Genomic DNA, 26,919 nt, shown 5'->3' on the forward strand with positions numbered 1-26,919 from the left:
GCGGAAGGAGTTGTGCTTGTCGGTTATTGAAAAAAAACAAACTGCTGAACGATTAAGCGAAAGCCTGGCCGAGGTGCAAAGGCTGATCGCGCTGCATGTCGAAGAGGATGCCGTCGCCCCGGGCAACTCACCGGCACTGGACGAACTGCAGCAAAGGCTGCAAAACCTGCATCCGGCAGATATCGCCTATATTCTGGAAGCCCTGCCGCTGGATGAGCGTCTGCTGGTTTGGGATCGTGTCAAAGTGCAACAGGATGGTGACATCCTGCTGGAGGTTTCCGATGCCGTCCGGGAAACCCTAATCGAGTCCATGGCCCCGGCCGAGTTGCTGGCCGCTGTGCGCCAGCTGGATACCGACGAGCTGGCTGACCTTGCCGGCGACCTGCCGCGTCAGGTGGTCTATGAAGTCATGGGCGAATTGGACGAAGCCGAGCGCGAGCAGTTGCAGTCTGCACTGTCCTATCCTGAGGGCAGTATCGGTGCCCTGATGGACTTCGAGCTGGTGAAGATCCGTGCCGATGTCAGCTGCGAAGTGGTACTGCGTTATCTGCGCCGCTTTGATGAGTTGCCGCATCAGACCGACAAGATATTTGTGTTGGATGCCAATGAAACCCTATGCGGGGTTCTGCCCTTGCGCAGCCTGCTGGTGGCGGATCCGGAAGCCATGGTGTCAGCCGTGATGGCAACCGAGGTTGTGTCCTTTCAGCCGGAAGACGAAGCACGGGATGCCGCCCAGGCATTCGAACGTTACGATCTGGTATCCGCGCCTGTCGTCGATGAGCGCGGTGCGCTGATTGGCCGCCTGACCGTGGATGAGATGGTCGATGTCATGCGCGAAGAATCGGACAGCGAAGTACTTAACCTGGCGGGTTTGAAAGAAGAAGAGGACCTGTTTGCGCCAGTGATCGACTCGGTGAAAAACCGCTGGTCGTGGCTGGCAATCAATCTGTGTACGGCCTTTGTAGCATCCCGGGTGATTGGTGCATTCGAACACTCCATCAATCAGCTTGTGGCGCTGGCAGCACTGATGCCCATCGTGGCCGGTATCGGCGGCAACTCCGGCAACCAGACCATCACCATGATCGTGCGGGCACTTGCCATGGGCCAGATGCAGGTAAGCCAGGCTTGGCGTCTGTGGCGCAAGGAATTGGGGGTCAGCATCATCAATGGCTTGGTGTGGGGTGGAGCCATCGGCCTGATTGCCTGGCTATTGTATGGACGCCTGTCATTGGGGCTGGTGATGCTGGCTGCCATGACGCTCAACCTGATGCTGGCAGCCACCATGGGCGTATTGATTCCGTCCCTGATGCAAAAACTGGGACGTGACCCGGCACTGGGTTCCAGCGTGCTGATCACGGCATGTACTGACTCCGGTGGCTTTTTCATTTTTCTTGGCCTGGCCACCATCTTCCTGCTTTGAATCATGCTAACCATTGAACAGGCACTGCGCTGCCACCCCTTGCCCCGCCTGGAAACGCGTATGCTGTTGCAGCATGTCCGCCCGGGCCTGACCCATGCTCGCATGATTGCCGATCCCGATCTGCAGCTAACTGAAAGTGAAGTTGCCCAGTTTACGCAGCTGGCACAGCGCCGACTGCAGGGTGAGCCGATGGCCTACCTGCTGGGGGAGCGGGAATTCTATGGTCGCAACTTCAGGGTTACACCTGCAGTGCTGATCCCCCGCCCCGAGACCGAGCATCTGGTGGAGGCCGCCTTGCAGCACGTGGCCGCCGTCGCACCAATGCGCGTGCTTGACCTGGGCTGTGGCAGTGGTGCCATTGCCGTTACCCTGGCACTGGAAGCGCCGGCATGGCAGGTGCAGGCTGTTGACCTATCCAATGATGCAGTCGCAGTTAGTCGTGACAATGCAGATCGGCTTGGCGCGACTGTCAGTTTTCATCTGGGCAGCTGGTATCAGCCGCTGGGTGAACAGTGCGGATTTGACCTGATTGTTTCCAATCCCCCCTATATTGAAAAGCACGATCATCACCTGGAAGAGGGCGATGTCCGTTTCGAGCCACGTATGGCGCTGACGGATGAGGGCGACGGGCTGGATTGTCTGCGCAAAATCATTGCCGGTGCACCGGCACGGCTGAAGCCTGGAGGCTGGATCATGCTGGAGCATGGCTATGATCAAGGGGCGGCTGTACGCCAGTTATTGCGGCAGGCGGGTTTGCAGGCAGTAGCAACACGGGCGGACCTGGCGGGACTGGATCGGGTATCTCTAGGACAGATGCCGATTGACTTGCTCTCGGTGTAAGTGCGGGTCGTGGTCTCGCACCTCGTGAAGACTGAGGCAGTAAGGCGCATATCTTGGGTCTGGCCGAGAGGGGCGCGAGGGATTGTCAGTCAACAGTAGTTTTTTTGCCCTGTATCAAGGGGCAAGGCCGATTCCAACGGCATGCTGGCTCCAGTCCGAAAACTGTGATGTTTCTGGAGTGATTCCTGCTGTGTTTTCCTGTGGATGGTTAAAGGAAAACTGGCGTAGCCCCGATCATCATAGAGATTAGGGACTACGCCAGCTTGAGCAGACAATAGCGGGTATTGTCTGGCGTTATTGCTTAGTGGTGGTGGCCATGTGCACCGTGAACGTGGCCGTGGCTCAGTTCTTCAGCACTGGCGGCACGTACTTCGGTAACCTTGGCAACAAAGCGGATGGTCTGGCCAGCCAGCGGATGGTTGGCATCCACGATAGCCTTGCCGTCGGCGATGTCGGTCACGCGGAACAGCAGCACGTCGCCGGTTTCCGGATCGTCAGCTTCGAACATCATGCCGACTTCGACGTCAGCCGGGAACACGTCCAGATCTTCAACGCGAACCAGTTCTTCTTCCGGGTCGCCGAAAGCATCATCCGGGGTCAGCTTGACGTCGACGGAGTCGCCAACGCTCTTGCCGTGCAGGGCCTCTTCAACCAGCGGGAAGATGCCGTCATAGCCGCCATGCAGGTAGGCAATGGGTTCTTCAGTCTTGTCGAGAAGGGTGTTCTCTGCGTCAAACATCTCGTAGTGGAGGGTAACGACGGTATCTTTGGCGATTTGCATCAGAAATTGTCCGGAATGAAATGAAAAACCTTGTCAGGGCGAGGTGCACATTGCGCCCCAGTCCTGCAAGCAATAGTGCGGAATGCCGCTTGAACGTATTGTAAACCATAGAAGGGCCCGCAAGCCCGTGAAACTGCCATGAAACCGATGACATTGCTGGGGGGGCTCACCCCCGAAGAGTTTCTCAGCGAATATTGGCAAAAAAAGCCTTTGCTGATCCGTGGTGCGCTGACTGATGTTGGTCCGCATGTTGATTTCAAATGCCTGTCCGAACTGGCCATGCAAGAGGACGTTGAGTCCCGCCTGATCGAAAACCGCAGCGGGAAATGGCATCTGGAACGCGGTCCATTCCGGCCGGCACGTTTTCGCAAGCTGGGTGAAACCGACTGGACCATCCTGGTACAGAATGTGAACCATCACTTGCCGCATATCGACAAGATATTGTGGCAATTCGATTTCATCCCTTTTGCTAGGCTGGATGACCTGATGATCAGCTATGCACCGCCAGGTGGCACTGTCGGCCCGCATTTTGATTCCTACGATGTCTTCCTGCTGCAAGTGGGCGGCAAGAAGCGCTGGCAGATTTCTTCGCAAGCCGATGACGACTTTATTCCGGATGCTCCCATTCGTGTATTGCAGGATTTCCGCGTGGAAGAAGAATTCGTGCTCGAGCATGGCGACATGCTGTACCTTCCGCCCAAGTGCGCACATTATGGTGTCGCGCTTGAGCCGGGCATGACGTACTCGATCGGCTTTCGAGCCGCACCGACGCAGGAGCTGGCTACACAGTTCCTGGTCTATATGCAGGATCGCATCTGCCTGGACGGGCGTTATGCCGATCCCGAATTGCAGCGCCAGCCAGACCCGGCACGCATCAGCGACGAAATGGTGGACAAGGTCAGCCAGATGCTGAGCCAGATTACCTGGGATAAGCGGACGATCAGCGACTTCCTTGGACACTATCTGACCGAACCGAAGCCGCATGTGTTTTACGATTCACCAGCAGAAGAGCTGGATGAGGATGAGTTTGTCCAAGAAGTAAGGCTTCTCGGGATGGAACTGGATCGCAAAAGCCTGATTCTGTTCCATGATGAAATGTTCTATTGCAATGGTGAGCTTCTCGAAATCGAACCGGATGATGTTGCACTGTGGCAACAATTTGCCAATCAGCGGCATTTGTCCCCAGCCGACATCAGGCCGTCGTTATTGGATGTGCTGTACGAAGGATATCTATCTGGATATTGGCATTTGCCGCAGTCTGTAGCAAAATAACCACATCAGATGTTCAAATGTACACATGGCAAGGCATCTACCGGTCAAGCATCGGCGTTCAAACGCTCATTTTGCCGGGAATGCTGCGCTGCGGAAGGTTGCAGTGGGATTAGTGGCGTTTTTGCTGGTCTGCCCCCCTACACAGCAATTTTTTTCGTGATACAATTTGCGCACTGAAAGATTTTCAGTCGCCCAGTCATTTCCAAATACAGCTTGGGCGATTAAATTGACGTCTTGTTAACTTATCTTTAAAGGTCAAGAAAAAATGAAACAGTCGCTCCTCGTTGCTGCCCTGCTGGCCGTTGCTCTGTCCGCTTGCGGTAAGAAGGCTGATGCTCCTGCTGAAGCTTCCGCTCCTGCTGTTGAAGCTTCCGCTCCGGCTGCTGATGCTTCCGCTCCGGCTGCTGACGCTTCCGCTCCGGCTGCTGACGCTTCCGCTGCTGCTGCTTCCGCTCCGGCTGCTTCCGCTGCTCAGTAATTCAGCGCGAAAGCACCAAAAACCGGCTTCGGCCGGTTTTTTTACGCCCATTGTTTGCCGCTTGCAGGCGGCGCATTGTACGTAAGCATGAAAAAAGCCCGCTGGTGCGGGCTTTTTGCTTTACTACGGGAGGCTTATTGCAGCTCAGTCTGCAACTTGGACAGTACCGATTTTGCAAAGCTGTCCGACAGCGGCTTGCCTTGTTTGTCCAGTACGGCAAGTGTGCTGCTGCCACTGGTGGCTTCCTTGACCTGGATCCGGTATTCCGGTCCGGACGGATTGGCCTTCTCGTCGCTATCCTTGCTCTTCCAGAATGCGAGGCTGGACCAGAAGCCACCACCGGAGGAGGACTCGTCTTTCTTGTCCAGTTCGCCCTTGGCCGGCTTGACGAAGTAGAGGCCCTGCGAGCGGTCGCGGTCATTGACCACCAGACCGATGCGATCCAGCGCCAGACCAACACGACGCCAGGCGCGATCGAAGCCGTCATTGATGTTGAGCTTGCCATCAACAATGCTGTCTTTCGGCTTGTCGGCAACAACCTGGGTTTTCTTGACTGCAGCCTTGGCCTGCTCTTCGGTAATGCCCATGCGGATCATGAAGCGGCCAAGCAGTTCGGCTTCCAGGTTCGGGTCAACCGGGCGGGGCTGCCACATGGTGTCCGATTTGCCTTCGTTGATGAAGGTTTCGTACATGCCACGGTGTGAGAAGTAAATTTCAGTACCGTTGGCAGTTTTTTCCAGTCGGATGCGGAATTTGTCACGCTCCGGAGTGGACATTGCGCCACCCAGGCCAACCGTTTCCATCAATTTGCGAATACCATCGGACGGCAGCTTGGCACGGTTTTCGGCCCAGTCGGTTTCCATGATGCCAAGATCAGGTTCTTCGGTTTTGATGACAAAACCGTTTTCCTGCCAGAAGGCTTTCAGCACCGGCCACAGTTCTGCTGGAGACTTGCCCTTCACCTCGAGCCAGCGTTGAGTGCCGGCACGTTCCATGGTGATGTTGTCGATGCTGTTGACGGCAACAGTATTGCCGGTAACCGCGGCCTGCATGGCCGGAGCCTGCTGCGCAGCAGCTGCGGCATTGCTGTTGGCCAGGGCGGAGGCACTACCGGTTGCCGGGATGACGTATTTGTTCTGGATCTGCGGAGCTGTCAGGTCAGGCGGTACTTCCAGCGAATTGCCTGCCTTTGGCGGTTCGGCAGATTTGTAATCCAGTTTCTTTTCCAGCGGGTTGGAGGTGCTGCAGCCGGCAAGAATGCCGGTTGCCAGCAGAATCGCGGCGGGCGCGCTTCGTTTCATGCGGACTCCCTTGTCGTCAGGGGGTTAGATGAGTTCTGCCTGCTTCATGGCGGCGGTCAGCTGCGGACGCAGGCTTTCCGACATGACATGAAGGGGAAGGCGGATGCCTGCAGGAATCATGCCCAGCTCTTGCAGTACCCACTTGGCCGGAATCGGATTGGGTTCGGCAAACAGCTGCTTGTGCAGACCTTGCAACTTGTCGTTCAGCTCACGTGCCAGAGCAGCATTACCGGCAATGGCGGCTGCGCACATCTGGCTCATCAGTTTCGGTGCGACATTGGTGGTGACCGAAATCACACCATTACCGCCACACAGCATGAATGCCATGCCGGTAGCGTCATCACCGGAGTAAAGCGCGAAGTTTTTCGGAACACGGCTGATCAGGTCGCAAGCGCGACCGATATCACCGGTGGCATCCTTCAGCCCGATGATGCCGGGCACTTCGGTCAGGCGCAGCACGGTGTCGTTGTTCATGTCGGCAACAGTGCGACCCGGTACGTTGTACAGGATTACAGGAATGTCGACACTTTCAGCAATTGCGCGGAAATGGCGGTACATGCCTTCCTGCGTCGGTTTGTTGTAGTAGGGCACCACGGAAAGAGTCATGTCGGCACCTGCCTGCTTGGCATGTGCCGCCAGTTCGATGGCTTCGGCGGTGGAGTTTGCCCCGGTACCGGCGATAACCTTGACGCGGCCTTTGGCCTGTTTGATGACAGCTTCGACGACAGCGATGTGTTCATCAACGGCAAGGGTGGCGGATTCGCCGGTGGTACCAACGGCAACAATGCCGCTGGTGCCGTTGTCGATGTGGAAATCGACCAGGCGGGAGAGCGATTCGAAGTCGACCCGACCATCTGTGGTCATCGGGGTGACCAGGGCAACCAAGCTACCGGTAAGCATAGTTCTGCCTATATCTAGGGATGAAGATTCAAAGTCTTCGATTGTAGCGGAATTCCCCTACGGGTCAAAAGCATGTCATCGCATTTGGTGCCAAGCGCCGGATTGTCGTGCCGATGTGATAGAATCCACGGTTTTTCCGATACTTACGGCTGGATTGGCTGAAGGATCCCAAGCGTGATTACCACAAGCAACATTACCATGCAGTTTGGCGTGAAACCTTTGTTTGAAAAGGTTTCCGTCAAGTTTGGCGAAGGCAACCGTTATGGCCTGATTGGCGCCAACGGTTCCGGCAAATCGACATTCATGAAAATTCTGGGCGGTGACCTGGAACAAACCGGTGGCGAAGTTGCCATCGAAAACGGCCTGCGTCTGGGCAAGCTGCGTCAGGACCAGTTTGCCTACGAAGAACAGCGCGTCATCGATGTGGTGATGATGGGCCATACCGAGATGTGGGCGGCGATGAGCGAGCGTGACGCCATTTACGCCAATCTCGAAGCCACCGAAGAAGATTACATGCACGCGGCCGAACTGGAGGCCAAGTTCGCTGAGTATGACGGCTACACCGCGGAAGCGCGTGCCGGTGAACTGCTGATGGGTGTGGGTATTCCGGTGGAGCAGCACTTTGGCCCGATGAGTGAAGTGGCTCCCGGCTGGAAGCTGCGTGTGCTGCTGGCACAGGCCTTGTTCTCCAACCCGGACATCCTGTTGCTGGACGAACCGACCAACAACCTGGACATCAACACCATTCGCTGGCTGGAGAATGTGCTGAACGAGCGCAACTCCACCATGATCATCATCTCCCACGACCGTCACTTCCTGAATTCCGTATGTACCCACATGGCGGATCTGGACTACAACACCATCCGCATCTATCCGGGCAATTACGATGACTACATGATTGCCTCAGCCCAGGCGCGTGAGCGTCAGCTGTCTTCCAACAGCAAGGCCAAGGAGCGTATCCAGGAGCTGCAGGAATTTGTGGCCCGTTTCTCGGCCAACAAGTCCAAGGCGCGTCAGGCGACTTCCCGTCTGAAGCAGGTGGACAAGTTGAAGTCGGAAATGGTGGACGTGAAGCCGTCCAGCCGGCAGAACCCCTTCATCCGCTTCGAGACCGACGACAAGTTCAAGCTGCACCGTCAGGCCGTAGAAGTGGAAAGCCTCAACAAGGCTTACGACAGCAAGGTGCTGTTCAAGGATATGAGCTTCATTCTGGAAGCCGGTGCCCGCCTGGCGGTGATTGGCCCGAACGGTGCAGGTAAGACCTCGCTGGTCAAACTGCTAGCCGGTGCTTTTGAGCCCAAGTTTGCCGAAGGTCTGACCGCTGACTTTGGCAACATCAAGTGGGCGGAAAAAGCCCAGATCGGTTATTTCGCGCAGGATCACGAGGCCGATTTTGACACCGACATGAACCTGACCGAGTGGATGCGTGAGTGGGGTCAGGACGGTGATGATGAACAGGTGATCCGCGGCACGCTGGGTCGTCTGCTGTTTGGCGGCGACGAAGTGACCAAGCCGGTTCACGTGCTGTCCGGTGGTGAAAAGGGCCGCATGCTGTATGGCAAGCTGATCCTGCAAAAGCCCAATGTGATGATTATGGACGAACCGACCAACCACATGGACATGGAGTCGATCGAATCCCTGAACATGGCGCTGGAAAAGTACAAGGGCACGCTGATTTTCGTCTCGCACGACCGTCAGTTCGTCAGCTCGCTGGCTACCCATGTACTGGAGCTCGATGGCAAGGGCGGCTATGACTACTACACTGGCAATTATGAAGATTACCTGGCCAGCAAGGGTCTGGAATAAGCGGTAAGTTGCTCTTTCTTCAATGCCTTTGTCTTGTTGGCAGGCAGGCTAGAGCGATTGCTTTACCGACGGGAGCAGGTGCGCTATATTGCAGTGCGACATCGTGTTGCGCTGCAAAATAACAGTGCACGATGCTCCCGTTTTTTGTAGCACCAACATAATAACGACAAGACCAAAACAGGAACCCGATCTTGAATGGGTCGATGGTGGAGCCCGAAGGTCGACCCGGAACCGGGTTGCCTGCAACCTCAAGTTAATGAAGGAAGAACCATGCGATTGAAAGGGAAAGTCTCCATCATCACTGGCGCTGCCAGCGGTATCGGCAAGGCGACTGCAGAGAAGTTCATCAAGGAAGGCGCCATCGTTGCCGTCTGTGACCTGAACATCGATGCCGTGAATGCAGTGGTGGAAGAACTCAAGGCTCTGGGTGGCGAGGCTGTCGGCTATCTGGTCAATGTGACCGACAAGGCGCAGATCGCCGATATGGTTGGTGATCTGAAAGCACGCTTTGGCCGCATCGATGTACTGGTAAACAATGCCGGCATCGTAATGGATGCTCAACTGATCAAGATGACCGACGACCAGTTCGACAAGGTAATCGACATCAACCTGAAGGGCGTTTACAACTGCGCCCGCGCCGTGGTGGATACCATGGTGGAGCAGGGTGGTGGCGTTATCCTGAATGCGTCTTCGGTAGTCGGCGTGTATGGCAACTTTGGCCAGACCAACTACGCTGCCACCAAGTTTGGCGTGATCGGTTTCGTCAAGACCTGGGCCAAGGAATTGGGCAAGAAGGGCATTCGTGCCAACGCCGTATGCCCGGGCTTTGTGGCAACGCCCATCCTGAAATCCATGCCGGAAAAAGTGATTCAGGCCATGGAAGACAAGGTGCCGATGAAGCGCATGGCCGATCCGGCCGAAATCGCCAACGTCTATGCTTTCCTGGCATCGGACGAAGCCAGCTACATCAATGGCGCTGCCATTGAAGTAACCGGTGGCCTGACGCTGTAAGCAGCAGGCAGATGCAGTGAAAACGCCCCGGCATGCCGGGGCGTTTGCTTGTCGGGCAACTCAGAATGCTTGGCTGTCAGTCGTCCAGCTCGCTGTCGTGGGCCAGTAGTGCCGCATCCACTTCGCGGCGGTGCAGATGCGGCGCAAACAGTTCGACAAAGGTGTAGGCGAAGCCACGCAGGTAGGCATCCTTGCGAATGCCGATCTTGGTGGTGGATGGTTCGAACAGATGGCCGGCATCGATAATGCGCAGATTTGCATCCCGGACCGGCTCGAACGCCATACTGGCAATGATGCCAATGCCCAGGCCAAGGGCGACATACGTCTTGATCACATCGGTATCAATGGCAGTAAGCACCACATTCGGGCTGAGGCCCTGATCTGCAAAAGCCTTGTTGATCTTGGAGCGGCCGGCAAAGGCAAAGTCGTAAGTAACAATCGGATAACTGGCGATGTCTGCCAGGCTGAGCGGATGATCCAGCTGCAGCAAGGGATGGTCCTGTGGTACCACCACGGAACGGTTCCACTCATAGCAAGGCAACATGGCCAGCTCTTTGTAGAGGGCAATGCCCTCGGTGGCAACGGCCAGATCTGCCTCGCCGGACACAACCATCTCGCAAATCTGGGTCGGGCTGCCCTGCTTGATGGACAGCTTTACCTTGGGATAGCGTTGCACGAACGCTGCAATGGTGGGAGGGAGGGCGTAGCGTGCTTGGGTGTGGGTGGTGGCAATGGTGAGCGCACCTTCCGACTCGCGGGAAAACTCATCCCCAACCCGCTTCAGGTTTTGTGCTTCGCGCAAGATGCGCTCGGAAATGCGCAGTACTTCCTTGCCGGGTTCGGAAACGGATACCACACGCTTGCCATTGCGGATGAAGACCTGGATGCCCAGCTCATCCTCCAGCAAGCGGATTTGCTTGGAAATGCCCGGCTGCGAAGTATGCAGCTTCTCTGCCGCTTCGGAGACATTCAGACCCTGTTTGGCCACTTCGACCAGATAGCGCAGCTGTTGCAGTTTCATAAGACGGGCATATTCCATAAAACCTGTAGGCATTAAATACTAACACAATATTCTTTTAGGTTTATATAGGGCTTGGGTAGGATGATGCCCTAGCCAGACTTTACCTATAGTGGAGCGCTCGATGAGCCTGGATGTGAAACTTGCAGCAACCCAAGCCCTGCTGACCGAAATTGCCGCCAAACACCCGGATGCGGTGCTGGCCAACAGCTATGGTGCCGAAGACATGGTACTGACCGACCTGATCGCCCGCCTGTCCCTGCCGCTGCAGGTGTTCAGCCTGGATACCGGCCGGCTGCCGGCCGAAACCTATACGCTGATGCAGCAGGTTGCCGAACGCTATCCGGCGGTACTGGTAAAGGTGTACTTCCCGGACACTGCCGCTACCGAGACCTATGTCAATACGCATGGCATCAATGGCTTTTATCAAAGCGTCGAATTGCGCAAATCCTGTTGCCAGATCCGCAAGATCGAGCCGCTGAAGCGGGCGCTGGCAGGCAAGACCGCATGGATTACCGGTTTGCGTCGCGAACAGTCGCCAACCCGGCAGGATCTGGGCAATCAAGAGTTCGATACCGATAATGGCCTGATGAAGTTCAATCCGCTTATCGAGTGGACCGAAGCTGAGGTCTGGGAATACATCCGCAGCAACGATGTACCCTACAACGCACTGCATGACCAGCGTTACCCCTCTATTGGCTGTGCCCCTTGCACCCGCGCCATCACGGTTGGCGAAGACGTGCGGGCAGGTCGCTGGTGGTGGGAAAATCCGGAATCCAAAGAGTGTGGGCTGCACATCAAGTCCAGCCCCCTCAAGCGCCCAGCATAAGGCTGGCCGGCCCTATCAGGCCAACCTTACCCAAGGACATTCAACCATGTACCGTTATGATGAAGTCGACCATCGCATCGTGCGCGAGCGTGTCGAACAGTTTCGCGATCAGACACAGCGCTTTCTTTCTGGCGAGCTGGCTGAAGACGAGTTCCGCCCGCTGCGTCTGATGAATGGACTGTATGTGCAGCGCCATGCTCCCATGCTGCGTGTTGCCGTACCCTATGGCCATCTGGCAAGCCGGCAATTGCGCAAACTGGCCCATATTGCCCGCAAGTACGACAAGAACTACGCGCATTTCACCACGCGCCAGAACATCCAGTTCAACTGGCCAGAACTGGCGCGCGTACCGGATATCCTGGAAGAACTGGCAGAAGTTGAAATGCATGCCATCCAGACCTCCGGCAATTGCGTACGCAATACCACGACAGATGCCTTTGCTGGCGTAGCCCAAGACGAAGTGCTGGACCCGCGTGCCTACTGCGAAATCATCCGCCAGTGGAGCACCCTGCACCCGGAGTTTGCCTTCCTGCCGCGCAAGTTCAAAATTGCCGTATCGGGTAGCGTGGAAGACCGTGCCGCAACGCAAGTACACGATATCGGCCTGCATGTGGTCCGCAATGAGACTGGTGAAGTCGGCTTCAAGGTGATTGTGGGTGGTGGTCTGGGCCGTACCCCCATTGTTGGCGAGGTGGTGAAGGAATTTCTGCCAACTCGGCATTTGCTGACCTACCTGGATGCGGTGCTGCGCGTCTATAACCGTTTTGGCCGTCGCGACAACAAATACAAGGCACGTATCAAGATTCTGGTCAAAGCCATGACCGTGGCCGGCTTTGCCGCCAAGGTCGAAGATGAATGGCTGCATCTGCAAGATGGCCCATCCACTTTGCGGGATGCCGATGTCGCCCATTACGCCAGTTTTTTCACCGATCCGGCTTATGACCTGCTGCCATCCAATCCACCCGAACTGGTGGAAAAGCAAGCTACTGAACCTGCTTTCGCGCGCTGGCTGGAGCGCAATACCCGTCCGCACAAGCAGGCAGGTTATCGTTCGGTTGTATTGTCTTTGAAAAAAACCGGCGTGCCGCCGGGTGATATCACTGCAGAGCAGATGGATGCCGCCGCTGATTGGGCAGACCGTTTTGGTTATGGCGAACTGCGCGTGGCACACGAACAGAACCTGATTCTGCCTGATGTGCGTGAACGCGATCTCTACGAAGTATGGCAGCTGGCCAAGAGCCAAGGCTTTGCCACCCCCAATGTCGGTTTGCTGACTGACATCATCTGCTGCCCGGGCGGTGATTTCTGCAGCCTGGCCAATGCACGTTCCATTCCGGTTGCCGAAGCCATCCAGACTCGCTTTGACAATCTGGATTACCTGTTCGACCTGGGCGAGATCGACTGCAATTTCTCCGGTTGCATGAATGCTTGTGGTCATCACCATATCGGCAATATCGGCATTCTTGGCGTGGATAAGAATGGCGAAGAGTGGTACCAGATTACCCTGGGCGGTAGCCAGGGCAGCCATACCACCATCGGCAAGGTTATTGGACCATCCTTTGCTCAGGCAGATGTACCGCTGGCGTTTGAGAAAATCATGGCGGTCTATCTGGAGCAGCGCACAGACGGGGAACGCTTTATTGAAACCGTACGCCGCATTGGCCTCGACCCCTTCAAGGAACGTGTATATGCGAAGCATCATTAAAGATGGGCAGGTAGCGCAGGACTGCTGGCAGGTATTGCGTGCGGATACCGAGGGCCAATACCCGGCTGTGGCTGCTGATGTTGATGTCATCATCCCGCTGGCACTATGGCTGGCAGACAAGGCGGCATGGCAGGGCCGCGCTGGCCAGACTGCAGTCTGGCTGGCTCCGGACGAGGATCCGCAGCAGCTGGCTGCTGATCTGAACAGCCTTCCGCTGGTGGCTGTCGATTTTCCGGCATTTACCGATGGCCGTGGATACAGCCTCGGTCGACTGTTGCGGGAACGCTACAGCTATGCCGGTGAGTTAAGAGCGCTGGGCGACGTGTGGGTGGATTTGCTGCACTATCTCTGGCAGGTTGGCTTCAATGCCTTCGAAATCAAGGGTGGCAAAGACCTTGATGGGGCATTGTCCGGATATGACACTTTCACGGAACGCTATCAGTCGACGCATCGTGAGCCGGTTCCCTTGTTTCGTCGGCGTGTAACATCACTGTGATAGTGTCGTGTTAATGACACAGAATTGCCGGATTGTTCAGGAATTGTGATGCTTTTCTGCAACATTTCATCAGCATCAGCCGTCGTGCTGTGTTGACACCGGGTAGGCGCATTTCTATAGTGCCCGTTAACTGCATAAACACAGTTTGGCGCTTACCCTGTTGTTTGCAGTAGAATTGTCCGCGTGGTGTTTGCGTCAACCGCATCAATACCGATTCATAGATAAAAGAGGGAATAATATGACTAAACAGCTGAAACTGAGCGCCCTGGTTGCTGCTCTGCTGGTTTCCGCTAGCGCGTTCGCAGCTAAGCCGGGCTACACCGTAGATCAAACCACCGATGCCGTTTCCCGTAACAACTACGGCGAATGCTGGCACACCACCTACTTCGACAAGGCCAAGGACGGTCTGGTTGAGTGTGGCGATCGCGAAGCTGCCAAGCCGGTTGCTCCGGTAGCGCAAGCTCCGAAGGCTGCTCCGGTTTCCGTGAAGGAACATGTAACCCTGTCCGCCAAGGTTCTGTTCAACTTCAACAAGGCTACCCTGCGTGCTGATGCCAAGAACGAACTGGATCCGCTGGTTGCCAAGCTGAAGGCTCACGCTGGTCAAGGCGTTCTGAACGGTGTTGAAATCGACGGCTACACCGACTTCATGGGTACCGACAAGCTGAACAACGCACTGTCCCAGAAGCGTGCTGATGCTGTTAAGGCTTACTTCGTAGATGCTGGTGTTCCGGCTGAGAAGGTTGCTGCTGTTGGTAAGGGTAAGGCTGATGCCAAGATGACCGACGAGTGCAAGGCCAAGTTCCCGAAATACGCCAAGAACAAGAAGCAGAATGCTGAAATCAAGGCCTGCATCGAGCCGGATCGTCGTGTTGACGTTGTGATCGACGCAGTCAAGGTTACCACCCAGCAGTAATCTGCTTTGGTAAACCCCGAAAGCCCCACGGATGTGGGGCTTTTTTGTTTTGTCTCATCCGGCTTCACGGCTGGACGCTACCGCTTACCCACGGCTACAATCGTAAGTTTTCAGGATGCTAGGCGTCAGATGCAGGTATTTCTAGGAGATCCACGACGTTTCGGGCTCGCTGGCTGTGCATTGACCATCGGAAACTTTGATGGAGTGCATCTTGGCCATCAGCAGATGCTGCGGCGTCTTAAGAGCGAGGCTGATGCCCGGTCCTTGCCAACTGCCTTGCTGACGTTCGAGCCGCATCCTCGTGAGTTCTTCATCCGGAGCAATCCGCCGGCCCGTTTATCCAGCTTGCGTGACAAACTGAATGTTTTGCGAGCATCCAGGCTGGTCGATTACGTGTTTGTCTTTCGTTTTAATCAGCATTTTGCCAGCATGAGCGCGCAGGACTTCATCCAGGATGTGCTGGTTCGCGATCTGAAAACCCGCTATCTGCTGATAGGGGATGATTTCCAATTTGGTGCTGCACGCCAGGGAAATTTTGACCTGCTGTCAGCCTGCCCACATTTTGTTACCGAGGCGATGCCATCGGTACTGGTTCAAGGGGAACGTGCATCCAGTACGCTGGTGCGTGATCGCCTGGCTGTAGGAGATCTTGACGCGGCCAATGCTTTGCTGGGACGTAGCTATCAGGTATCCGGCAAGGTCATGCATGGGCAGAAACTGGGCAGGACCATTGGTTTTCCCACCGTCAATGTGCATTTGCCACATCTGAAACCCGCCTTGCAGGGTGTGTTTGTGGTAGAAGTAGACACATCACAAGGGCGTAAGGGGGGAGTAGCCAGCCTTGGGCTCAATCCTACGGTCAGCAGTAGCAGTGATTACAAACTGGAAGCGCACCTGTTTGATTTTGCTGGCGATCTCTATGGCCAGCGTGTCACGGTGCATTTCCTGAAAAAATTGCGCGATGAAGAGCGCTACGACAATTTACCGGCACTGGTGGCACAGATAGAACGTGACGCCGCCAGTGCCCATACTTATTTGACCAGTTTGCAGCGAGAGCAGGCATGAGCATCGATTACCGTAAAACCGTCAACCTGCTGGATACCCCGTTCGCCATGCGAGGGGATCTGGCCAAACGCGAACCTGCCTGGGTCAAGCGTTGGCAGGAACAGAAGCGCTATGACAAAGTGCGCAAATTGTCTGCCGGTCGCCCGAAATTCATACTGCATGATGGCCCGCCGTATGCCAATGGCGACATCCATATCGGCCATGCGGTCAATAAGGTGTTGAAGGACATCATCGTCCGCTCCAAGACGCTGGCTGGTTTCGATGCCCCCTATGTGCCGGGCTGGGACTGCCATGGTTTGCCGATCGAGCTGATGGTGGAAAAACTGCATGGCAAAGCCATTCCTGCCGCCAAGTTTCGCGAGCTGTGCCGTGAGTATGCCAAGGAGCAGATTGCCCGTCAGAAGAAAGACTTCATTCGTCTGGGCGTACTTGGCGACTGGGAAAATCCCTACCTGACCATGGATTTCAAGACCGAGGCTGACATCGTGCGCACCCTGGGCACGATTTACAGCAATGGTTACTTGTTCAAGGGCGAAAAGCCCGTGCACTGGTGCATCGAGTGTGGCTCCGCACTGGCAGAGGCCGAGGTCGAGTACGAAGACAAGAACTCTCCGGCAATTGATGTTGGTTTCCGTGTGCTGGATCAGGACAAGCTGGCGGCCGCATTCGGTCTGGCTGCCGAACAGGTGGCCGGTGCCATGGCCGTTATCTGGACGACCACCCCGTGGACACTGCCGGCCAACCAGGCGGTGGCAGTCAGTGCCGCGCTGACCTACCAGTTGATCGACACGCCTAAGGGCAAGCTGATCCTGGTCAAGGAGCTGGCCGAGTCTGCGCTGCAACGCTACGGTTTTGCCGATGCCAAGGTGCTGGCAGAAACCACTGGCGACAAGCTGGAGATGCTGCAACTGCAACATCCGTTCTATGGCCGCAGCGTGCCAGTCATCTGCGGTGACCACGTCACTACCGATGCCGGTACCGGTCTGGTGCATACTGCACCGGCACATGGTCTGGAAGACTTCCAGGTTGGTCAGCAATATGGCCTGCCGATTGACAACCCGGTGGCGGATGATGGCCGTTACAAGTCCACTACCGAACTGTTTGCCGGCCTGTCGGTATGGGAGGCCAATCCCAAGGTCATCGAAACGCTGGAACAGCATGGCACCCTGATTCATCAGGCCCGTTTGCTGCATAGCTACCCGCATTGCTGGCGTCACAAGACACCCATCATTTTCCGTGCGACTGCCCAATGGTTTATTGGCATGGACAAGCAGAGCAAGGATGGCGTTGCCCTGCGTGAGCGTGCCAAGAGCGCCGTTGATGCCACCGAATTCTTCCCCGCATGGGGGCGTGCACGCCTTGAGGCCATGATTGGCAACCGTCCGGACTGGTGTGTCTCGCGCCAGCGTAACTGGGGTGTGCCGATGACCTTCTTCGTGCACAAGGAAACGGGTGAGCTGCATCCGCGTTCACTGGCCTTGCTGGAAGAAGTGGCACTGCGCATTGAACAGCAGGGTATCGAAGCCTGGTTCAGCCTGGATGCACAGGAGCTGCTGGGTAGCGAAGCCGCCGAGTATCGTAAACTGTCCGATACCCTGGACGTGTGGTTCGACTCCGGCTCTACCCACTTTGCCGTACTGAAACAACGCCCGGAACTGGCCTGGCCTGCCGACCTGTATCTGGAAGGCAGTGACCAGCACCGCGGCTGGTTCCAGTCCTCCCTGCTGACAGGCTGCGCCACCATTGGCCGTGCACCTTACAAGCAATTGCTGACCCACGGCTTTGTGGTGGATGGCAAGGGGCTGAAGATGTCCAAGTCCAAGGGTAATGTCGTGGCACCGCAAAAGGTGAACGATAGCCTGGGGGCCGATATCCTGCGTCTGTGGGTGGCGTCCACCGATTACTCCGGTGAACTGGCGATTTCCGATGAAATCCTCAAGCGAGTTACCGAGAGCTACCGCCGCCTGCGCAATACCCTGCGCTTCCTGCTGGCCAATCTGTCGGATTTTGACCCGCTGGAAAATGCGGTGCCCTTTGGTGAAATGCTGGAGCTGGATCAGTACGCCTTGCTGATGGCACGTCAGGTGCAGGAAAAGGTGGTGGGCGAACTGTATACCCGTTATGCCTTCCACCATGCAATGCAAGAGGTGGTGAACTACTGCTCCGAGGATCTGGGTGCTTTCTATCTGGACATCATCAAGGACCGTCTGTACACCACCAAGGCCGATAGTCGTGCGCGCCGCAGTGCCCAGACCGCGCTGTATCATCTCAGCCGCAGCCTGTTGCTGATGATTGCTCCGGTACTGTGCTTCACCGCCGATGAAGCTTGGGAAGTGCTGACCAAGAGCGAAGAGGAATCGACCCTCTATCACACCTGGCATGAGTTCCCGGCACTGACCACTGCCAGCGAGCAAGCCTTGCAGCAAAAGTGGCAGGCGATTCGCAACCTGCGGGCGCAGGTCAACAAGCAGATTGAAGAGCTGCGTAGTGCCGATCAGCTGGGCTCCTCCCTGCAGGCTGAACTGGATATCGATGCCGCTGGTGACTTGTTCCAGCAACTGGCCAGCCTGGGTGAGGATCTCAAATTCGTACTGATCGTTTCGGCAGCGCGTGTCCGTGAAGCGGAGGAAACCCGTATCGCTGTGACGCCTTCTACTTATAAGAAATGTGATCGCTGCTGGCACTATCGTGCCGATGTCGGGTCTCATGCCGGTCATGGCGCAGTATGTGGACGCTGCGTCGATAATATCGATGGCAAAGGTGAAGTGCGGGCGCATGCCTGATCGACCCTGAGTCTGCCCCCGGACATGTTCCGGGGGATCGACCGGCAAGGATGTAATCAAATGGAATCCGTCATGCAGGTGCCTCAAGCCAGAAGCTGGAGCAAATGGATGGGGCTGGCGTTGCTGGTCATCGTTCTGGACCAGCTCTCCAAGATCTATTTCAACAATCAGTACCAGTTTGGTGAAGTGCGGGATGTGATTCCCGATTATTTCGGCTTTACCCTGATCTACAATCCGGGCGCGGCCTTCAGCTTTTTGCGTGATGCCGGCGGCTGGCAGAAGTATTTGTTCACCCTGCTGGCACTGGCGGTATCCGGCTACCTGGGATGGAATATCGTCAAAGGACGTTTCAGCTGCCTGATGAATGTGGCAGCCAGCTTCATCATCGGTGGAGCCATCGGCAATGTGATCGACCGGCTGGCATATGGCCATGTTGTCGATTTCATCCTCGTCCACTATCAGCACAGCTGGTATTACCCGGCTTTCAATCTGGCTGACTCCTTTATTTGCATCGGTGCCGTGCTGATGGTGCTCGACAGCATGAAGCAAGCCAAATCGCACTGAACCCGTTTTTTGCCATCGCTGCATGATGGTATTTTGCAAGGATTACTGATGACGAAGACCATCATGCTGGCCAACCCGCGCGGCTTTTGTGCCGGGGTGGATCGGGCCATCGCCATCGTCGAGCGCGCTATTGAGAAGTATGGTGCGCCGATTTATGTGAGACATGAGGTGGTACATAACCGCTTTGTCGTGGAGGACCTGCGTGCCAAGGGTGCTATTTTCATCGAGGAACTGAAAGATGTTCCGGTGGGTAGCACGCTGGTGTATTCCGCGCACGGCGTACCACTCTCGGTACGTGCAGAAGCCGAGGCGCTCGGGCTACTGGTGTTCGATGCAACCTGTCCGCTGGTCACCAAAGTGCATGTCGAGGTCAAGCGCATGCACAAGGCCGGGATGGAAATCATCATGATCGGTCATGCCGGCCACCCGGAAGTGGAAGGGACGATGGGCCAGGTTGATAGCGGCATGTATCTGGTGGAAAGTGTTGAGGATGTCGCCCGCCTTGAAGTGCGCAATCCTTCAGCCCTGTCATATGTCAGCCAGACCACACTTTCTGTCGATGAAACCCGGGAGATCATCGAGGCACTCAAACAGCGCTTTCCCGCCATCACTAGCCCCAAAAAGGACGATATCTGCTATGCAACGCAGAATCGTCAGGATGCGGTCAAGGTATTGTCAGACCAGTGCGACATCATCGTAGTGGTTGGCTCGCCCAATAGCTCCAACTCCAATCGCCTGCGCGAAGTTGCCGCGTTGCGGGGAGTGGATGCGTATATGGTGGACAATGCATCGTTACTCAAACCTGAGTGGTTTGACGGTAAGGTCAGAGTTGGTGTGACCGCAGGTGCCAGTGCGCCGGAAGTGTTGGTGCAGGCCGTGATCGAGCAGATTCGGAGTTACGGCGCAGAAACCGTGGCCGAGCTGAGCGGGGTGGAAGAGTCTACCGTGTTTGCCCTACCACCAGGTTTGCGTGATCAGCAATAACCCATTTTGACCAAAGCAAAGGCTCTGCAACTACAGAGCCTTTTTTCATGTCACAAGACCAGCATATCAGCTGGTTTGTTTCAGTTTGCCACCATAGTGGTGAGTAACTTCGCTGGCTGCACGCATGACCAGTGAACCCAGGTGGGTGATGCGCTCATCCGGTATGCGCGACTTGGGACCTGAGACCGAGATGGCAGCAAAAGCCTCGCCGTACTCATCATAAATACAGCTGGCAACGCAACGCAGGCCTATCGCATGCTCCCCGTCATCAAAAGCAAATCCTTGTTTCTGGATTTGCATGATTTCCTGTTTCAGTCTTGCTGGTGCGGTGATGGTCTGTTCGGTGTATTGCGGCAGGCCGGTTTTCTGCAGAATACGACCAAGGTGGAACTCATCCTGTGCGGCTAGAAAAGCCTTGCCTGCACCGGATGCATGCAAGGGCAGCCGACCTCCAATCGGGGCGAGCATGCGCATCAGCTCCCGGCATTGCACTTGCCCTACTACAACGCTTTGCCAAGCATCGGTATCGAACACTACCAGGTTGCTGGTTTCTCCTGCGGCCTCCATGACCTGCCGCAAAATCGGCATTGCCATCGTGGACAGGTCGCGGCTGCTCAGAAAACCGCTCCCAACGGTAAACGCACGCACACCAATACTCCATAGACCAAGGTCGCCAGTCTGCTGAACAAAGCCCATCTGCTGCATCGTTGTCAGTAGTCGGTGCGTGGTGGAGTTCGGTAGGCCAACCTGCATGGAAAGATCGGTCAGCATGATACCGGCAGGTGCTTCGGCTATCCGCTCCAACAAGACCAATCCTCGGGTTAGCGATTGCACTTGGCCGGTGCTTGCTGCGCCCCCCTCATTGCGCTTGCGTACATTGCTGCGAGTAGGGGTATCGGCTTTGCTCATAAATCCTCGTTGCTGATTGTGGATTGGTCGCTCTTAACAGCTGCAATTTTACGCCTTAGGTACAGTTGGGAGTAGTTGTCGCTCAGTGATGGATCTCTTTTGCTCCTTGATATCTATTTTTGGGATTTATTTCCTTTTTTATTTTTTAGTTAACATCATGAAATATAACAGATAATTGTTAAATTTTACAAAAATGGAAACAGTTTCCATGTTTTATTGACTGATGCTTTGCATTGCGGGATAGTTGCCGAATATCCGGGTCATAACCAGTGTGGTGAGGCCCTCTTAACTCAGGAGCTATTCAATGGCCAAAATGCGAGCAATCGAGGCGGCTGTGCATGTGCTTATCAAGGAGGGGGTGACGACGGCATTTGGCGTGCCGGGTGCGGCAATCAACCCCATGTATGCGGCAATGAAAAAAATTGGTGGCATACGCCATCTGCTGGCTCGCCATGTGGAAGGAGCTACACATATGGCAGAAGGTTTTACCCGGGCAGCTCCTGGCAATATCGGGGTTTGTATCGGGACCTCTGGTCCTGCCGGTACCGACATGATTACTGGCTTGTACTCCGCGGCAGCCGATTCCATTCCCATTCTCTGTATAACTGGCCAGGCACCGCGTGCACGTTTGCACAAGGAAGATTTCCAGGCGGTTGATATCAAAGAAATTGCCCGCCCGGTTGCCAAGTGGGCTACTACCGTCATGGAACCAGCCCAACTCCCCGGTGCGTTACAGCAAGCATTTCATCTGATGCGCTCCGGCCGTCCCGGGCCGGTATTGCTGGATTTGCCTTTTGATGTACAGATGGCGGAGATTGAGTTTGATCCGGAAACCTACGAACCGCTGCCAGCGTTCAAGCCGCAGGCCTCCCGCGCACAAGTGGAGAAAGCATTGTCCATGCTGCTGCAGGCGGAGCGCCCGATCATCGTGGCAGGTGGTGGAGTAATCAATGCCAACGCTTCAGCACTGCTGACCGAATTTGCACAAATTGTGCAGCTTCCGGTGATTCCTACATTGATGGGTTGGGGCTGCATTCCTGATGATCACCCCTTGATGGCTGGTATGGCTGGCCTGCAGACATCGCATCGTTATGGCAACGCCACTGTGTTGGCTGCCGATTTTGTCTTTGGTATTGGCAATCGCTGGGCCAACCGCCATACCGGCTCGGTGGACGTCTATACCCAGGGACGAAAATTCGTTCACATCGATATTGAACCCACTCAGATAGGCCGGGTCTTCGCTCCTGATTTCGGCATTGTTTCCGATGCTGCAGCTGCCTTGGAACTATTGATCGAGATTGCCCATGAATGGCGTGCTCAAGGGCGTCTACCGGAACGCCAAGACTGGGTGAGCGAGTGCCAGCGTAGAAAAGCTAGCATGTTGCGTCGCTCTGACCATGCTGACAGGCCAATCAAACCGATGCGGGTGTATGAGGAAATGAACCAATATTTTGGTCGGGATGTTCGCTATGTCAGCACGATAGGCCTGTCGCAGATTGCGGCAGCCCAGTTCCTGCATGTCTACCAGCCACGCAATTGGATCAACTGTGGCCAGGCAGGCCCGCTGGGGTGGACCATTCCAGCGGCAATTGGGACCAAGGTCGGGGAGCCCACCGCGGATGTCGTAGCGATCTCCGGCGACTATGACTTCCAGTTTATGGTGGAGGAGTTGGCTGTCGGTGCTCAATTCCGTATTCCGTATATCCATGTACTGGTCAACAACAGCTATTTGGGCTTGATTCGTCAGGCGCAACGCCAATTCGATATCGACTACTGCGTTCAATTGAGTTTTGAAAATATTAATGCACCCGAACTGGGTAGTTACGGCGTAGATCATGTCAAAGTCGTGGAAGGACTGGGTTGCAAAGCCGTGCGTGTGACAGATCCTGAGCAACTGGCAGCCGGGTTTGCCGAGGCGCGTCGATTGATGAATGAGTATTCGGTACCGGTGGTGGTCGAGGTGATTTTGGAGAGAGTTACCAATATCTCTATGGGTGCGGAGATCAATTCCATCAATGAGTTTGAAGATATTGTTGATCTGCCGGTGTAATCCGGCCATTACCCTGTGGCCGGCAGTCTTGCCCGACCATCATTTTGTAGGAGAGCCTTATGCCAAGATTTGCCGCTAATTTGAGCATGTTGTTTGGCGAAGTTGATTTCCTCTCCCGCTTCCAGGCTGCAGCCAAGGCTGGTTTTAGCGGAGTGGAGTACTTGTTTCCCTATGACTATGACAAACAAAAGTTAGCAGAGCTATTGGATAAGCACCATTTGGTACAAGTCCTGCACAACCTGCCTGCCGGTAACTGGGCAGCAGGGGAACGAGGCATTGCCTGCTTGCCTGATCGTGTTGGGGAGTTTCAGGATGGGGTTGGTGAGGCAATTGCTTATGCGAAGACCTTGGGGTGTAGTCAGCTGAATGTACTGGCTGGTATACGCCCAGCCCGTGTAGAGGCCGATGTGGTGCAGGAGACCTTGTATAACAATTTGCGTTTTGCAGCCAAAGCCTTGAAGGCAGAAGGCATCAAGCTGCTGGTGGAAGCCATTAATACCTTTGATATCCCTGGGTTTGTCATTACCCGCACGCCCCAGGTACTAGCACTGATACGGGATATTGGTAGTGACAACCTATTTGTCCAATACGACATTTATCACATGCAGCGGATGGAAGGGGAGCTGGCTCTGACCCTCCAATCACAACTACAGCACATCGCACATATCCAGTTGGCTGACAATCCGGGACGTCACGAGCCCGGTACAGGGGAAATCAATTACCCCTACCTGTTCGGATTGTTGGATCGACTTGGATATCAGGGCTGGGTTGGCTGCGAATATAAACCCAAAGCCGGGACTGTGGCTGGTTTGGGGTGGGTTAGTCAGTATCTGTAAGTCATATTAGGAGGAGGCTAAAATGAAAATTGGATTTATCGGACTAGGAATCATGGGGGCTCCGATGGCTGGGCACTTGGCACAGGCCGGGCATGTCTTGTTCGTCAATTCACGTAGCAGCTTGCCGCAATCACTGGCGGAATTTCCAGTGACAGCTTGTGACAAGGCTAGGCAGGTGGCTGAACTCGCGGATGTAATCATTCTTATGTTGCCGGATACACCAGATGTGGAGGAGGTATTGTTTGGGGCTCACGGTGTTGCGGAAGCAGAACTGAGAGGTAAGGTGGTGGTAGATATGTCTTCCATCTCCCCCATTGAAACCAAGCAGTTTGCCCTCCAGATCGAGAAACTGGGAGGGCATTATCTGGATGCACCGGTGTCCGGGGGGGAGGTAGGCGCCAGGGCTGCAACCCTGTCCATCATGGTTGGGGGGCCGCAGGATGTGTTTGAGCAGTTGCTGCCGATTTTTCAACTGATGGGGAAGAACATTACCCGGATTGGTGAAAATGGAGATGGTCAGACGGCCAAAGTGGCAAACCAGATTATTGTGGCGCTGACCATTGAGGCTGTTGGTGAGGCGTTGTTATTTGCTGCTCGTGCAGGTGCTGATCCGGCAAAGGTAAGGCAAGCATTACTGGGTGGTTTTGCTTCATCGAAAATTCTGGAAGTACATGGCGAACGTATGGTGAAGCGTACTTTTGATCCTGGATTCCGCATTTCTTTACACCAAAAGGATCTCAATCTTGCCTTGTCCAGTGCACAGAAAATGGCGCTGGCATTGCCTGCTACGGCATTGGCTCAGCAACTGTTAAGCAGTTGTATTGCCCAAGGAGGAGCGGCTTGGGATCATAGCGCCATGGTGCGGGCGCTGGAGCAGTTATCAGATTTTTCAATCCCGGGGCAGTAGATTGCATTTGTAGCAAACTATAGTGAATTAATAAGTCGGGGTGGAGCAATCCCCTCGACTTATTGCCCTGTCCCCGTCCCCTCCTGCTTTTTATAGCAAATGGCTTTGGCTTTTAATATTAATTTTCCTGATTTCTCTGCTAGTAAGTTTTTTAAATCACTGGCGTCAAATCGCTAAAAGATGTCTTGGCCCGTATATTATTGCATTCTCTCCATCAAACTTAGATAACTATCTGGGTAGTCAGCATAGTGATCAAGCAATATTCGCTCTAGCACTCTTCATGTTAGATAATTCAATATAAGTTTTTTGTTTTGATTTATTGGATTAAGTGGGGGAACTATCAGGAAACGGTCTGTCTCCTGATTGAGCTGTCTTCTGTTATCTTGTTGTCAACGAGATGAATCGATCCAATCTGATTGGCTGCCAATGGGTGTTAGAGCAGATATCTTCAACCGAATGCACCGGCCCCAGCTTCCTAAGATGCTTGGAGTCTGACACATTTCATGTTGCCAATCTTGCTGCACCAAATGTGGTCACTATTATCCAATTGGGTGTACGTGTGAGTCTGCTTTGCAATGGATATTACCGGCACAATACACAGGAGTTCCATTGCCTGCTGAGTTTAAGGCGACTGATGGCAACATCAAGTTAAAGGTGTTTTTTCTCATGAAATATAAAGAAATTCAATCTACCGTATCTGAAAATTTACAGCACAATAGACGGAGTGCTTTCTGGTCGAGTCTCCAGAAAGCTTCCGCCCATTGTGTTTTACTTAGAGGCTGTTCAGGGTTGCCATTGGGAAATCAATAAGCGTTCTTCGTCACTCATCTTGGTTAAATTAGCTAGCGGCATATATTTGCTGGCCACTGCCTGCTTGATCTTGATGTGATGTAGACGAATGTCCAGATCATTATCCAGCCGGATTCCTGCTGGAGGAGCGGTAAAGCCAGCCTGGGTGGGCTTGGCCGCATGGCAGGTGGTGCAGCGTTCATGCAGGATGTTTGTCACCGCACGCATATCATTGCTTGTTGGCATCGTACTGCTGATACTGCCAGTTGTTGGTTTTTGTTCCTCTTGTGCGGCTGGAGTGGAGGATGGTGCAGCTATCATCGCGATGACCAATAACAGGATTCCACTGGCGGCGGGTAAGGTCAGAACATTATGGCCACGGTGACGTAGTACGAAATACTGTCGGATAAGAGCACCTGCCAGAATGAACAATGTCATGATGAACCACGCCGTCTCATTGCTATAAGCAAAGGCGTAGTGGTTACTGATCATCAGGAATACCACCGGAAGGGTAAAGTAGGTGTTATGTACTGATCGTTGTTTGCCACGTTTACCATCCAGTGGGTTGGGTGACTCTTCAGCCTGTAGTGCTGCCACCATGCGCCTTTGCCCCGGAATTATCCAGAAGAATACATTGGCAGACATGCAGGTTGCCATGACTGCTCCCGTTAGCAGAAAGGCAGCCCGCCCCTGGAATACATGACTACTGAAATAAGCAACTCCGGTCATCATCAAGGCGACAGCCACACTTAAGATGCCATCACGTTGCATTTCCGGACTGATACGACGGCACAGTTCATCATATATTAGCCAACCGAATATAAGCAGTGCTACCGCAGCAATACTAGCCTCAGTCGGGGTTAGTACTGCAGCCCAAGCCCATGGGCTGGCCGGATTCACCAGATAGATAGAGGCATTGCTCAAATACAGCAAGCAGAACAGGAAAAATCCGGAAAGCCAGGTGGTATAAGACTTCCAGAAAGACCAGTGCAATTTGTCATCTAGTGGAAAGGGTGGTCGGCTCAGATATTTCTGGTTATGGTAAAAGCCGCCACCATGCACAGATGACATTTCACCCAGCAAGTCGTAACGCTGATCTTGTATTCCTTGTGGCCTGGTCAAACTGTTATCCAGCATGACGAAATAAATTGACTCGCCAATCCAGGCTATGGCAGCGATGACGTGCAACCAGCGTAGCAGTAGGTTGCAAAACTCTAAGAGATAGCTTTCCATGAGTAAGCTTCCTGATCTAAATAATG

Annotated in this window: 23 protein-coding genes; 17 read left to right on the forward strand and 6 right to left on the reverse strand. The window is 54.6% G+C overall.

The genetic code is table 11. The features are described 5' to 3' along the window. Positions 1-82 precede the first annotated feature (82 nt). Positions 83-1,420, forward strand: a complete 1,338-nt coding sequence (mgtE, locus tag GSR16_RS03385) for a magnesium transporter (RefSeq protein ID WP_420837519.1) — start codon at positions 83-85, stop codon at positions 1,418-1,420. A 3-nt stretch (positions 1,421-1,423) separates the two neighbouring features. Continuing rightward, complete coding sequence (gene prmC / locus GSR16_RS03390; protein WP_159875140.1) at positions 1,424-2,260, forward strand: peptide chain release factor N(5)-glutamine methyltransferase; 837 nt, start codon at positions 1,424-1,426, stop codon at positions 2,258-2,260. A 301-nt stretch (positions 2,261-2,561) separates the two neighbouring features. Here the strand turns inward: prmC and GSR16_RS03395 are convergent, their stop codons facing one another. Next, entirely contained in the window at positions 2,562-3,041 is a 480-nt protein-coding gene (locus GSR16_RS03395) for an FKBP-type peptidyl-prolyl cis-trans isomerase (RefSeq protein WP_159875141.1), read from the reverse strand. Positions 3,042-3,179: 138 nt separating this feature from the next. On the opposite strand from GSR16_RS03395, the gene GSR16_RS03400 reads away from it, so the two are divergent. Together GSR16_RS03400 and GSR16_RS03405 are read left to right on the forward strand one after the other, a co-directional pair. Continuing rightward, positions 3,180-4,313, forward strand: a complete 1,134-nt coding sequence (locus tag GSR16_RS03400) for a ribosomal protein uL16 3-hydroxylase (RefSeq protein WP_159875142.1) — start codon at positions 3,180-3,182, stop codon at positions 4,311-4,313. A gap of 265 nt (positions 4,314-4,578) precedes the next feature. Further along, complete coding sequence (locus GSR16_RS03405) at positions 4,579-4,791, forward strand: hypothetical protein (RefSeq protein WP_045847607.1); 213 nt, start codon at positions 4,579-4,581, stop codon at positions 4,789-4,791. A 134-nt stretch (positions 4,792-4,925) separates the two neighbouring features. Here GSR16_RS03405 and bamC read toward each other — a convergent pair whose 3' ends face one another. Together bamC and dapA are read right to left on the reverse strand one after the other, a co-directional pair. Continuing rightward, positions 4,926-6,092: an outer membrane protein assembly factor BamC gene (gene bamC, locus GSR16_RS03410; RefSeq protein WP_159875143.1), complete on the reverse strand. Its 1,167-nt coding sequence runs from the start codon at positions 6,090-6,092 to the stop codon at positions 4,926-4,928. Positions 6,093-6,116: 24 nt separating this feature from the next. Next, on the reverse strand, positions 6,117-6,992 hold the full coding sequence (gene dapA / locus GSR16_RS03415; RefSeq protein ID WP_159875144.1) for a 4-hydroxy-tetrahydrodipicolinate synthase: 876 nt from the start codon (positions 6,990-6,992) through the stop codon (positions 6,117-6,119). A gap of 174 nt (positions 6,993-7,166) precedes the next feature. Between dapA and GSR16_RS03420 the strand changes: the two genes are divergently transcribed. Both GSR16_RS03420 and fabG read left to right on the forward strand, forming a co-directional pair. Further along, the gene (locus GSR16_RS03420) at positions 7,167-8,798 is read left to right on the forward strand and encodes an ABC-F family ATPase (protein ID WP_159875145.1); all 1,632 of its coding nucleotides are present in this window, start codon (positions 7,167-7,169) and stop codon (positions 8,796-8,798) included. 270 nt (positions 8,799-9,068) lie between these two features. Continuing rightward, complete coding sequence (gene fabG / locus GSR16_RS03425) at positions 9,069-9,809, forward strand: 3-oxoacyl-ACP reductase FabG (RefSeq protein WP_159875146.1); 741 nt, start codon at positions 9,069-9,071, stop codon at positions 9,807-9,809. Positions 9,810-9,885: 76 nt separating this feature from the next. On the opposite strand, the gene cysB is transcribed toward fabG, so the two are convergent. After that, the gene (cysB, locus tag GSR16_RS03430) at positions 9,886-10,830 is read right to left on the reverse strand and encodes an HTH-type transcriptional regulator CysB (protein ID WP_159875147.1); all 945 of its coding nucleotides are present in this window, start codon (positions 10,828-10,830) and stop codon (positions 9,886-9,888) included. Positions 10,831-10,951: 121 nt separating this feature from the next. On the opposite strand from cysB, the gene GSR16_RS03435 reads away from it, so the two are divergent. From GSR16_RS03435 to ispH, 8 genes are all read left to right on the forward strand, one after another. Then, positions 10,952-11,656: a phosphoadenylyl-sulfate reductase gene (locus GSR16_RS03435; protein ID WP_159875148.1), complete on the forward strand. Its 705-nt coding sequence runs from the start codon at positions 10,952-10,954 to the stop codon at positions 11,654-11,656. A gap of 46 nt (positions 11,657-11,702) precedes the next feature. After that, positions 11,703-13,361, forward strand: coding sequence for a nitrite/sulfite reductase (locus GSR16_RS03440; RefSeq protein WP_159875149.1), 1,659 nt, complete (start codon positions 11,703-11,705; stop codon positions 13,359-13,361). Further along, complete coding sequence (locus tag GSR16_RS03445; RefSeq protein ID WP_159875150.1) at positions 13,345-13,857, forward strand: DUF934 domain-containing protein; 513 nt, start codon at positions 13,345-13,347, stop codon at positions 13,855-13,857. The genes GSR16_RS03440 and GSR16_RS03445 overlap by 17 nt, the downstream gene beginning before the upstream one ends. A gap of 238 nt (positions 13,858-14,095) precedes the next feature. Beyond that, positions 14,096-14,773: an OmpA family protein gene (locus tag GSR16_RS03450; RefSeq protein WP_159875151.1), complete on the forward strand. Its 678-nt coding sequence runs from the start codon at positions 14,096-14,098 to the stop codon at positions 14,771-14,773. A gap of 129 nt (positions 14,774-14,902) precedes the next feature. Further along, a complete protein-coding gene (locus tag GSR16_RS03455; RefSeq protein WP_159880722.1) occupies positions 14,903-15,838 on the forward strand; it encodes a bifunctional riboflavin kinase/FAD synthetase in 936 nt (311 codons plus the stop codon). After that, positions 15,835-18,621 carry an isoleucine--tRNA ligase gene (gene ileS / locus GSR16_RS03460; protein WP_159875152.1) on the forward strand — a complete coding sequence of 929 codons (2,787 nt, stop codon included), beginning with the start codon at positions 15,835-15,837 and terminating at the stop codon, positions 18,619-18,621. Before GSR16_RS03455 ends, ileS begins: the two co-directional genes overlap by 4 nt. A 72-nt stretch (positions 18,622-18,693) precedes the next feature. Next, on the forward strand, positions 18,694-19,185 hold the full coding sequence (lspA, locus tag GSR16_RS03465; RefSeq protein ID WP_240902592.1) for a signal peptidase II: 492 nt from the start codon (positions 18,694-18,696) through the stop codon (positions 19,183-19,185). A gap of 48 nt (positions 19,186-19,233) precedes the next feature. Then, positions 19,234-20,169, forward strand: coding sequence for a 4-hydroxy-3-methylbut-2-enyl diphosphate reductase (gene ispH / locus GSR16_RS03470; RefSeq protein WP_159875154.1), 936 nt, complete (start codon positions 19,234-19,236; stop codon positions 20,167-20,169). Between the two features lie 66 nt (positions 20,170-20,235). Here the strand turns inward: ispH and iclR are convergent, their stop codons facing one another. After that, positions 20,236-21,078: a glyoxylate bypass operon transcriptional repressor IclR gene (iclR, locus tag GSR16_RS03475; RefSeq protein ID WP_159875155.1), complete on the reverse strand. Its 843-nt coding sequence runs from the start codon at positions 21,076-21,078 to the stop codon at positions 20,236-20,238. 304 nt (positions 21,079-21,382) lie between these two features. Here iclR and gcl point away from each other — a divergent pair, with 304 nt between their 5' ends. From gcl to GSR16_RS03490, 3 genes are read left to right on the forward strand one after another with little or no spacing between them, the layout of a single operon-like run. After that, on the forward strand, positions 21,383-23,128 hold the full coding sequence (gene gcl / locus GSR16_RS03480; protein WP_159875156.1) for a glyoxylate carboligase: 1,746 nt from the start codon (positions 21,383-21,385) through the stop codon (positions 23,126-23,128). Between the two features lie 59 nt (positions 23,129-23,187). Beyond that, positions 23,188-23,964 (forward strand): hydroxypyruvate isomerase, encoded by a 777-nt coding sequence (gene hyi / locus GSR16_RS03485; RefSeq protein ID WP_159875157.1) that lies wholly within the window; start codon positions 23,188-23,190, stop codon positions 23,962-23,964. 22 nt (positions 23,965-23,986) lie between these two features. After that, complete coding sequence (locus tag GSR16_RS03490) at positions 23,987-24,871, forward strand: 2-hydroxy-3-oxopropionate reductase (protein WP_159875158.1); 885 nt, start codon at positions 23,987-23,989, stop codon at positions 24,869-24,871. A 783-nt stretch (positions 24,872-25,654) separates the two neighbouring features. Here the strand turns inward: GSR16_RS03490 and GSR16_RS03495 are convergent. After that, complete coding sequence (locus GSR16_RS03495; protein WP_159875159.1) at positions 25,655-26,893, reverse strand: urate hydroxylase PuuD; 1,239 nt, start codon at positions 26,891-26,893, stop codon at positions 25,655-25,657. Positions 26,894-26,919: the final 26 nt, after the last annotated feature.

It is taken from the genome of Aquitalea denitrificans, assembly GCF_009856625.1.
GTDB classification, from domain to species: Bacteria; Pseudomonadota; Gammaproteobacteria; order Burkholderiales; family Chromobacteriaceae; genus Aquitalea; species Aquitalea denitrificans.

Bases quoted from the DNA above. Each gene is read 5' to 3' on its own strand.
- prmC (WP_159875140.1), top strand. From the start codon at position 1,424: ATGCTAACCATTGAACAGGCACTGCGCTGCCACCCCTTGCCCCGCCTG.
- GSR16_RS03395 (WP_159875141.1), bottom strand. From the start codon at position 3,041: ATGCAAATCGCCAAAGATACCGTCGTTACCCTCCACTACGAGATGTTT.
- GSR16_RS03400 (WP_159875142.1), top strand. From the start codon at position 3,180: ATGAAACCGATGACATTGCTGGGGGGGCTCACCCCCGAAGAGTTTCTC.
- GSR16_RS03405 (WP_045847607.1), top strand. From the start codon at position 4,579: ATGAAACAGTCGCTCCTCGTTGCTGCCCTGCTGGCCGTTGCTCTGTCC.
- bamC (WP_159875143.1), bottom strand. From the start codon at position 6,092: ATGAAACGAAGCGCGCCCGCCGCGATTCTGCTGGCAACCGGCATTCTT.
- dapA (WP_159875144.1), bottom strand. From the start codon at position 6,992: ATGCTTACCGGTAGCTTGGTTGCCCTGGTCACCCCGATGACCACAGAT.
- fabG (WP_159875146.1), top strand. From the start codon at position 9,069: ATGCGATTGAAAGGGAAAGTCTCCATCATCACTGGCGCTGCCAGCGGT.
- cysB (WP_159875147.1), bottom strand. From the start codon at position 10,830: ATGAAACTGCAACAGCTGCGCTATCTGGTCGAAGTGGCCAAACAGGGT.
- GSR16_RS03435 (WP_159875148.1), top strand. From the start codon at position 10,952: ATGAGCCTGGATGTGAAACTTGCAGCAACCCAAGCCCTGCTGACCGAA.
- GSR16_RS03440 (WP_159875149.1), top strand. From the start codon at position 11,703: ATGTACCGTTATGATGAAGTCGACCATCGCATCGTGCGCGAGCGTGTC.
- GSR16_RS03445 (WP_159875150.1), top strand. From the start codon at position 13,345: ATGCGAAGCATCATTAAAGATGGGCAGGTAGCGCAGGACTGCTGGCAG.
- GSR16_RS03450 (WP_159875151.1), top strand. From the start codon at position 14,096: ATGACTAAACAGCTGAAACTGAGCGCCCTGGTTGCTGCTCTGCTGGTT.
- GSR16_RS03455 (WP_159880722.1), top strand. From the start codon at position 14,903: ATGCAGGTATTTCTAGGAGATCCACGACGTTTCGGGCTCGCTGGCTGT.
- ileS (WP_159875152.1), top strand. From the start codon at position 15,835: ATGAGCATCGATTACCGTAAAACCGTCAACCTGCTGGATACCCCGTTC.
- lspA (WP_240902592.1), top strand. From the start codon at position 18,694: ATGCAGGTGCCTCAAGCCAGAAGCTGGAGCAAATGGATGGGGCTGGCG.
- ispH (WP_159875154.1), top strand. From the start codon at position 19,234: ATGACGAAGACCATCATGCTGGCCAACCCGCGCGGCTTTTGTGCCGGG.
- iclR (WP_159875155.1), bottom strand. From the start codon at position 21,078: ATGAGCAAAGCCGATACCCCTACTCGCAGCAATGTACGCAAGCGCAAT.
- gcl (WP_159875156.1), top strand. From the start codon at position 21,383: ATGGCCAAAATGCGAGCAATCGAGGCGGCTGTGCATGTGCTTATCAAG.
- hyi (WP_159875157.1), top strand. From the start codon at position 23,188: ATGCCAAGATTTGCCGCTAATTTGAGCATGTTGTTTGGCGAAGTTGAT.
- GSR16_RS03490 (WP_159875158.1), top strand. From the start codon at position 23,987: ATGAAAATTGGATTTATCGGACTAGGAATCATGGGGGCTCCGATGGCT.
- GSR16_RS03495 (WP_159875159.1), bottom strand. From the start codon at position 26,893: ATGGAAAGCTATCTCTTAGAGTTTTGCAACCTACTGCTACGCTGGTTG.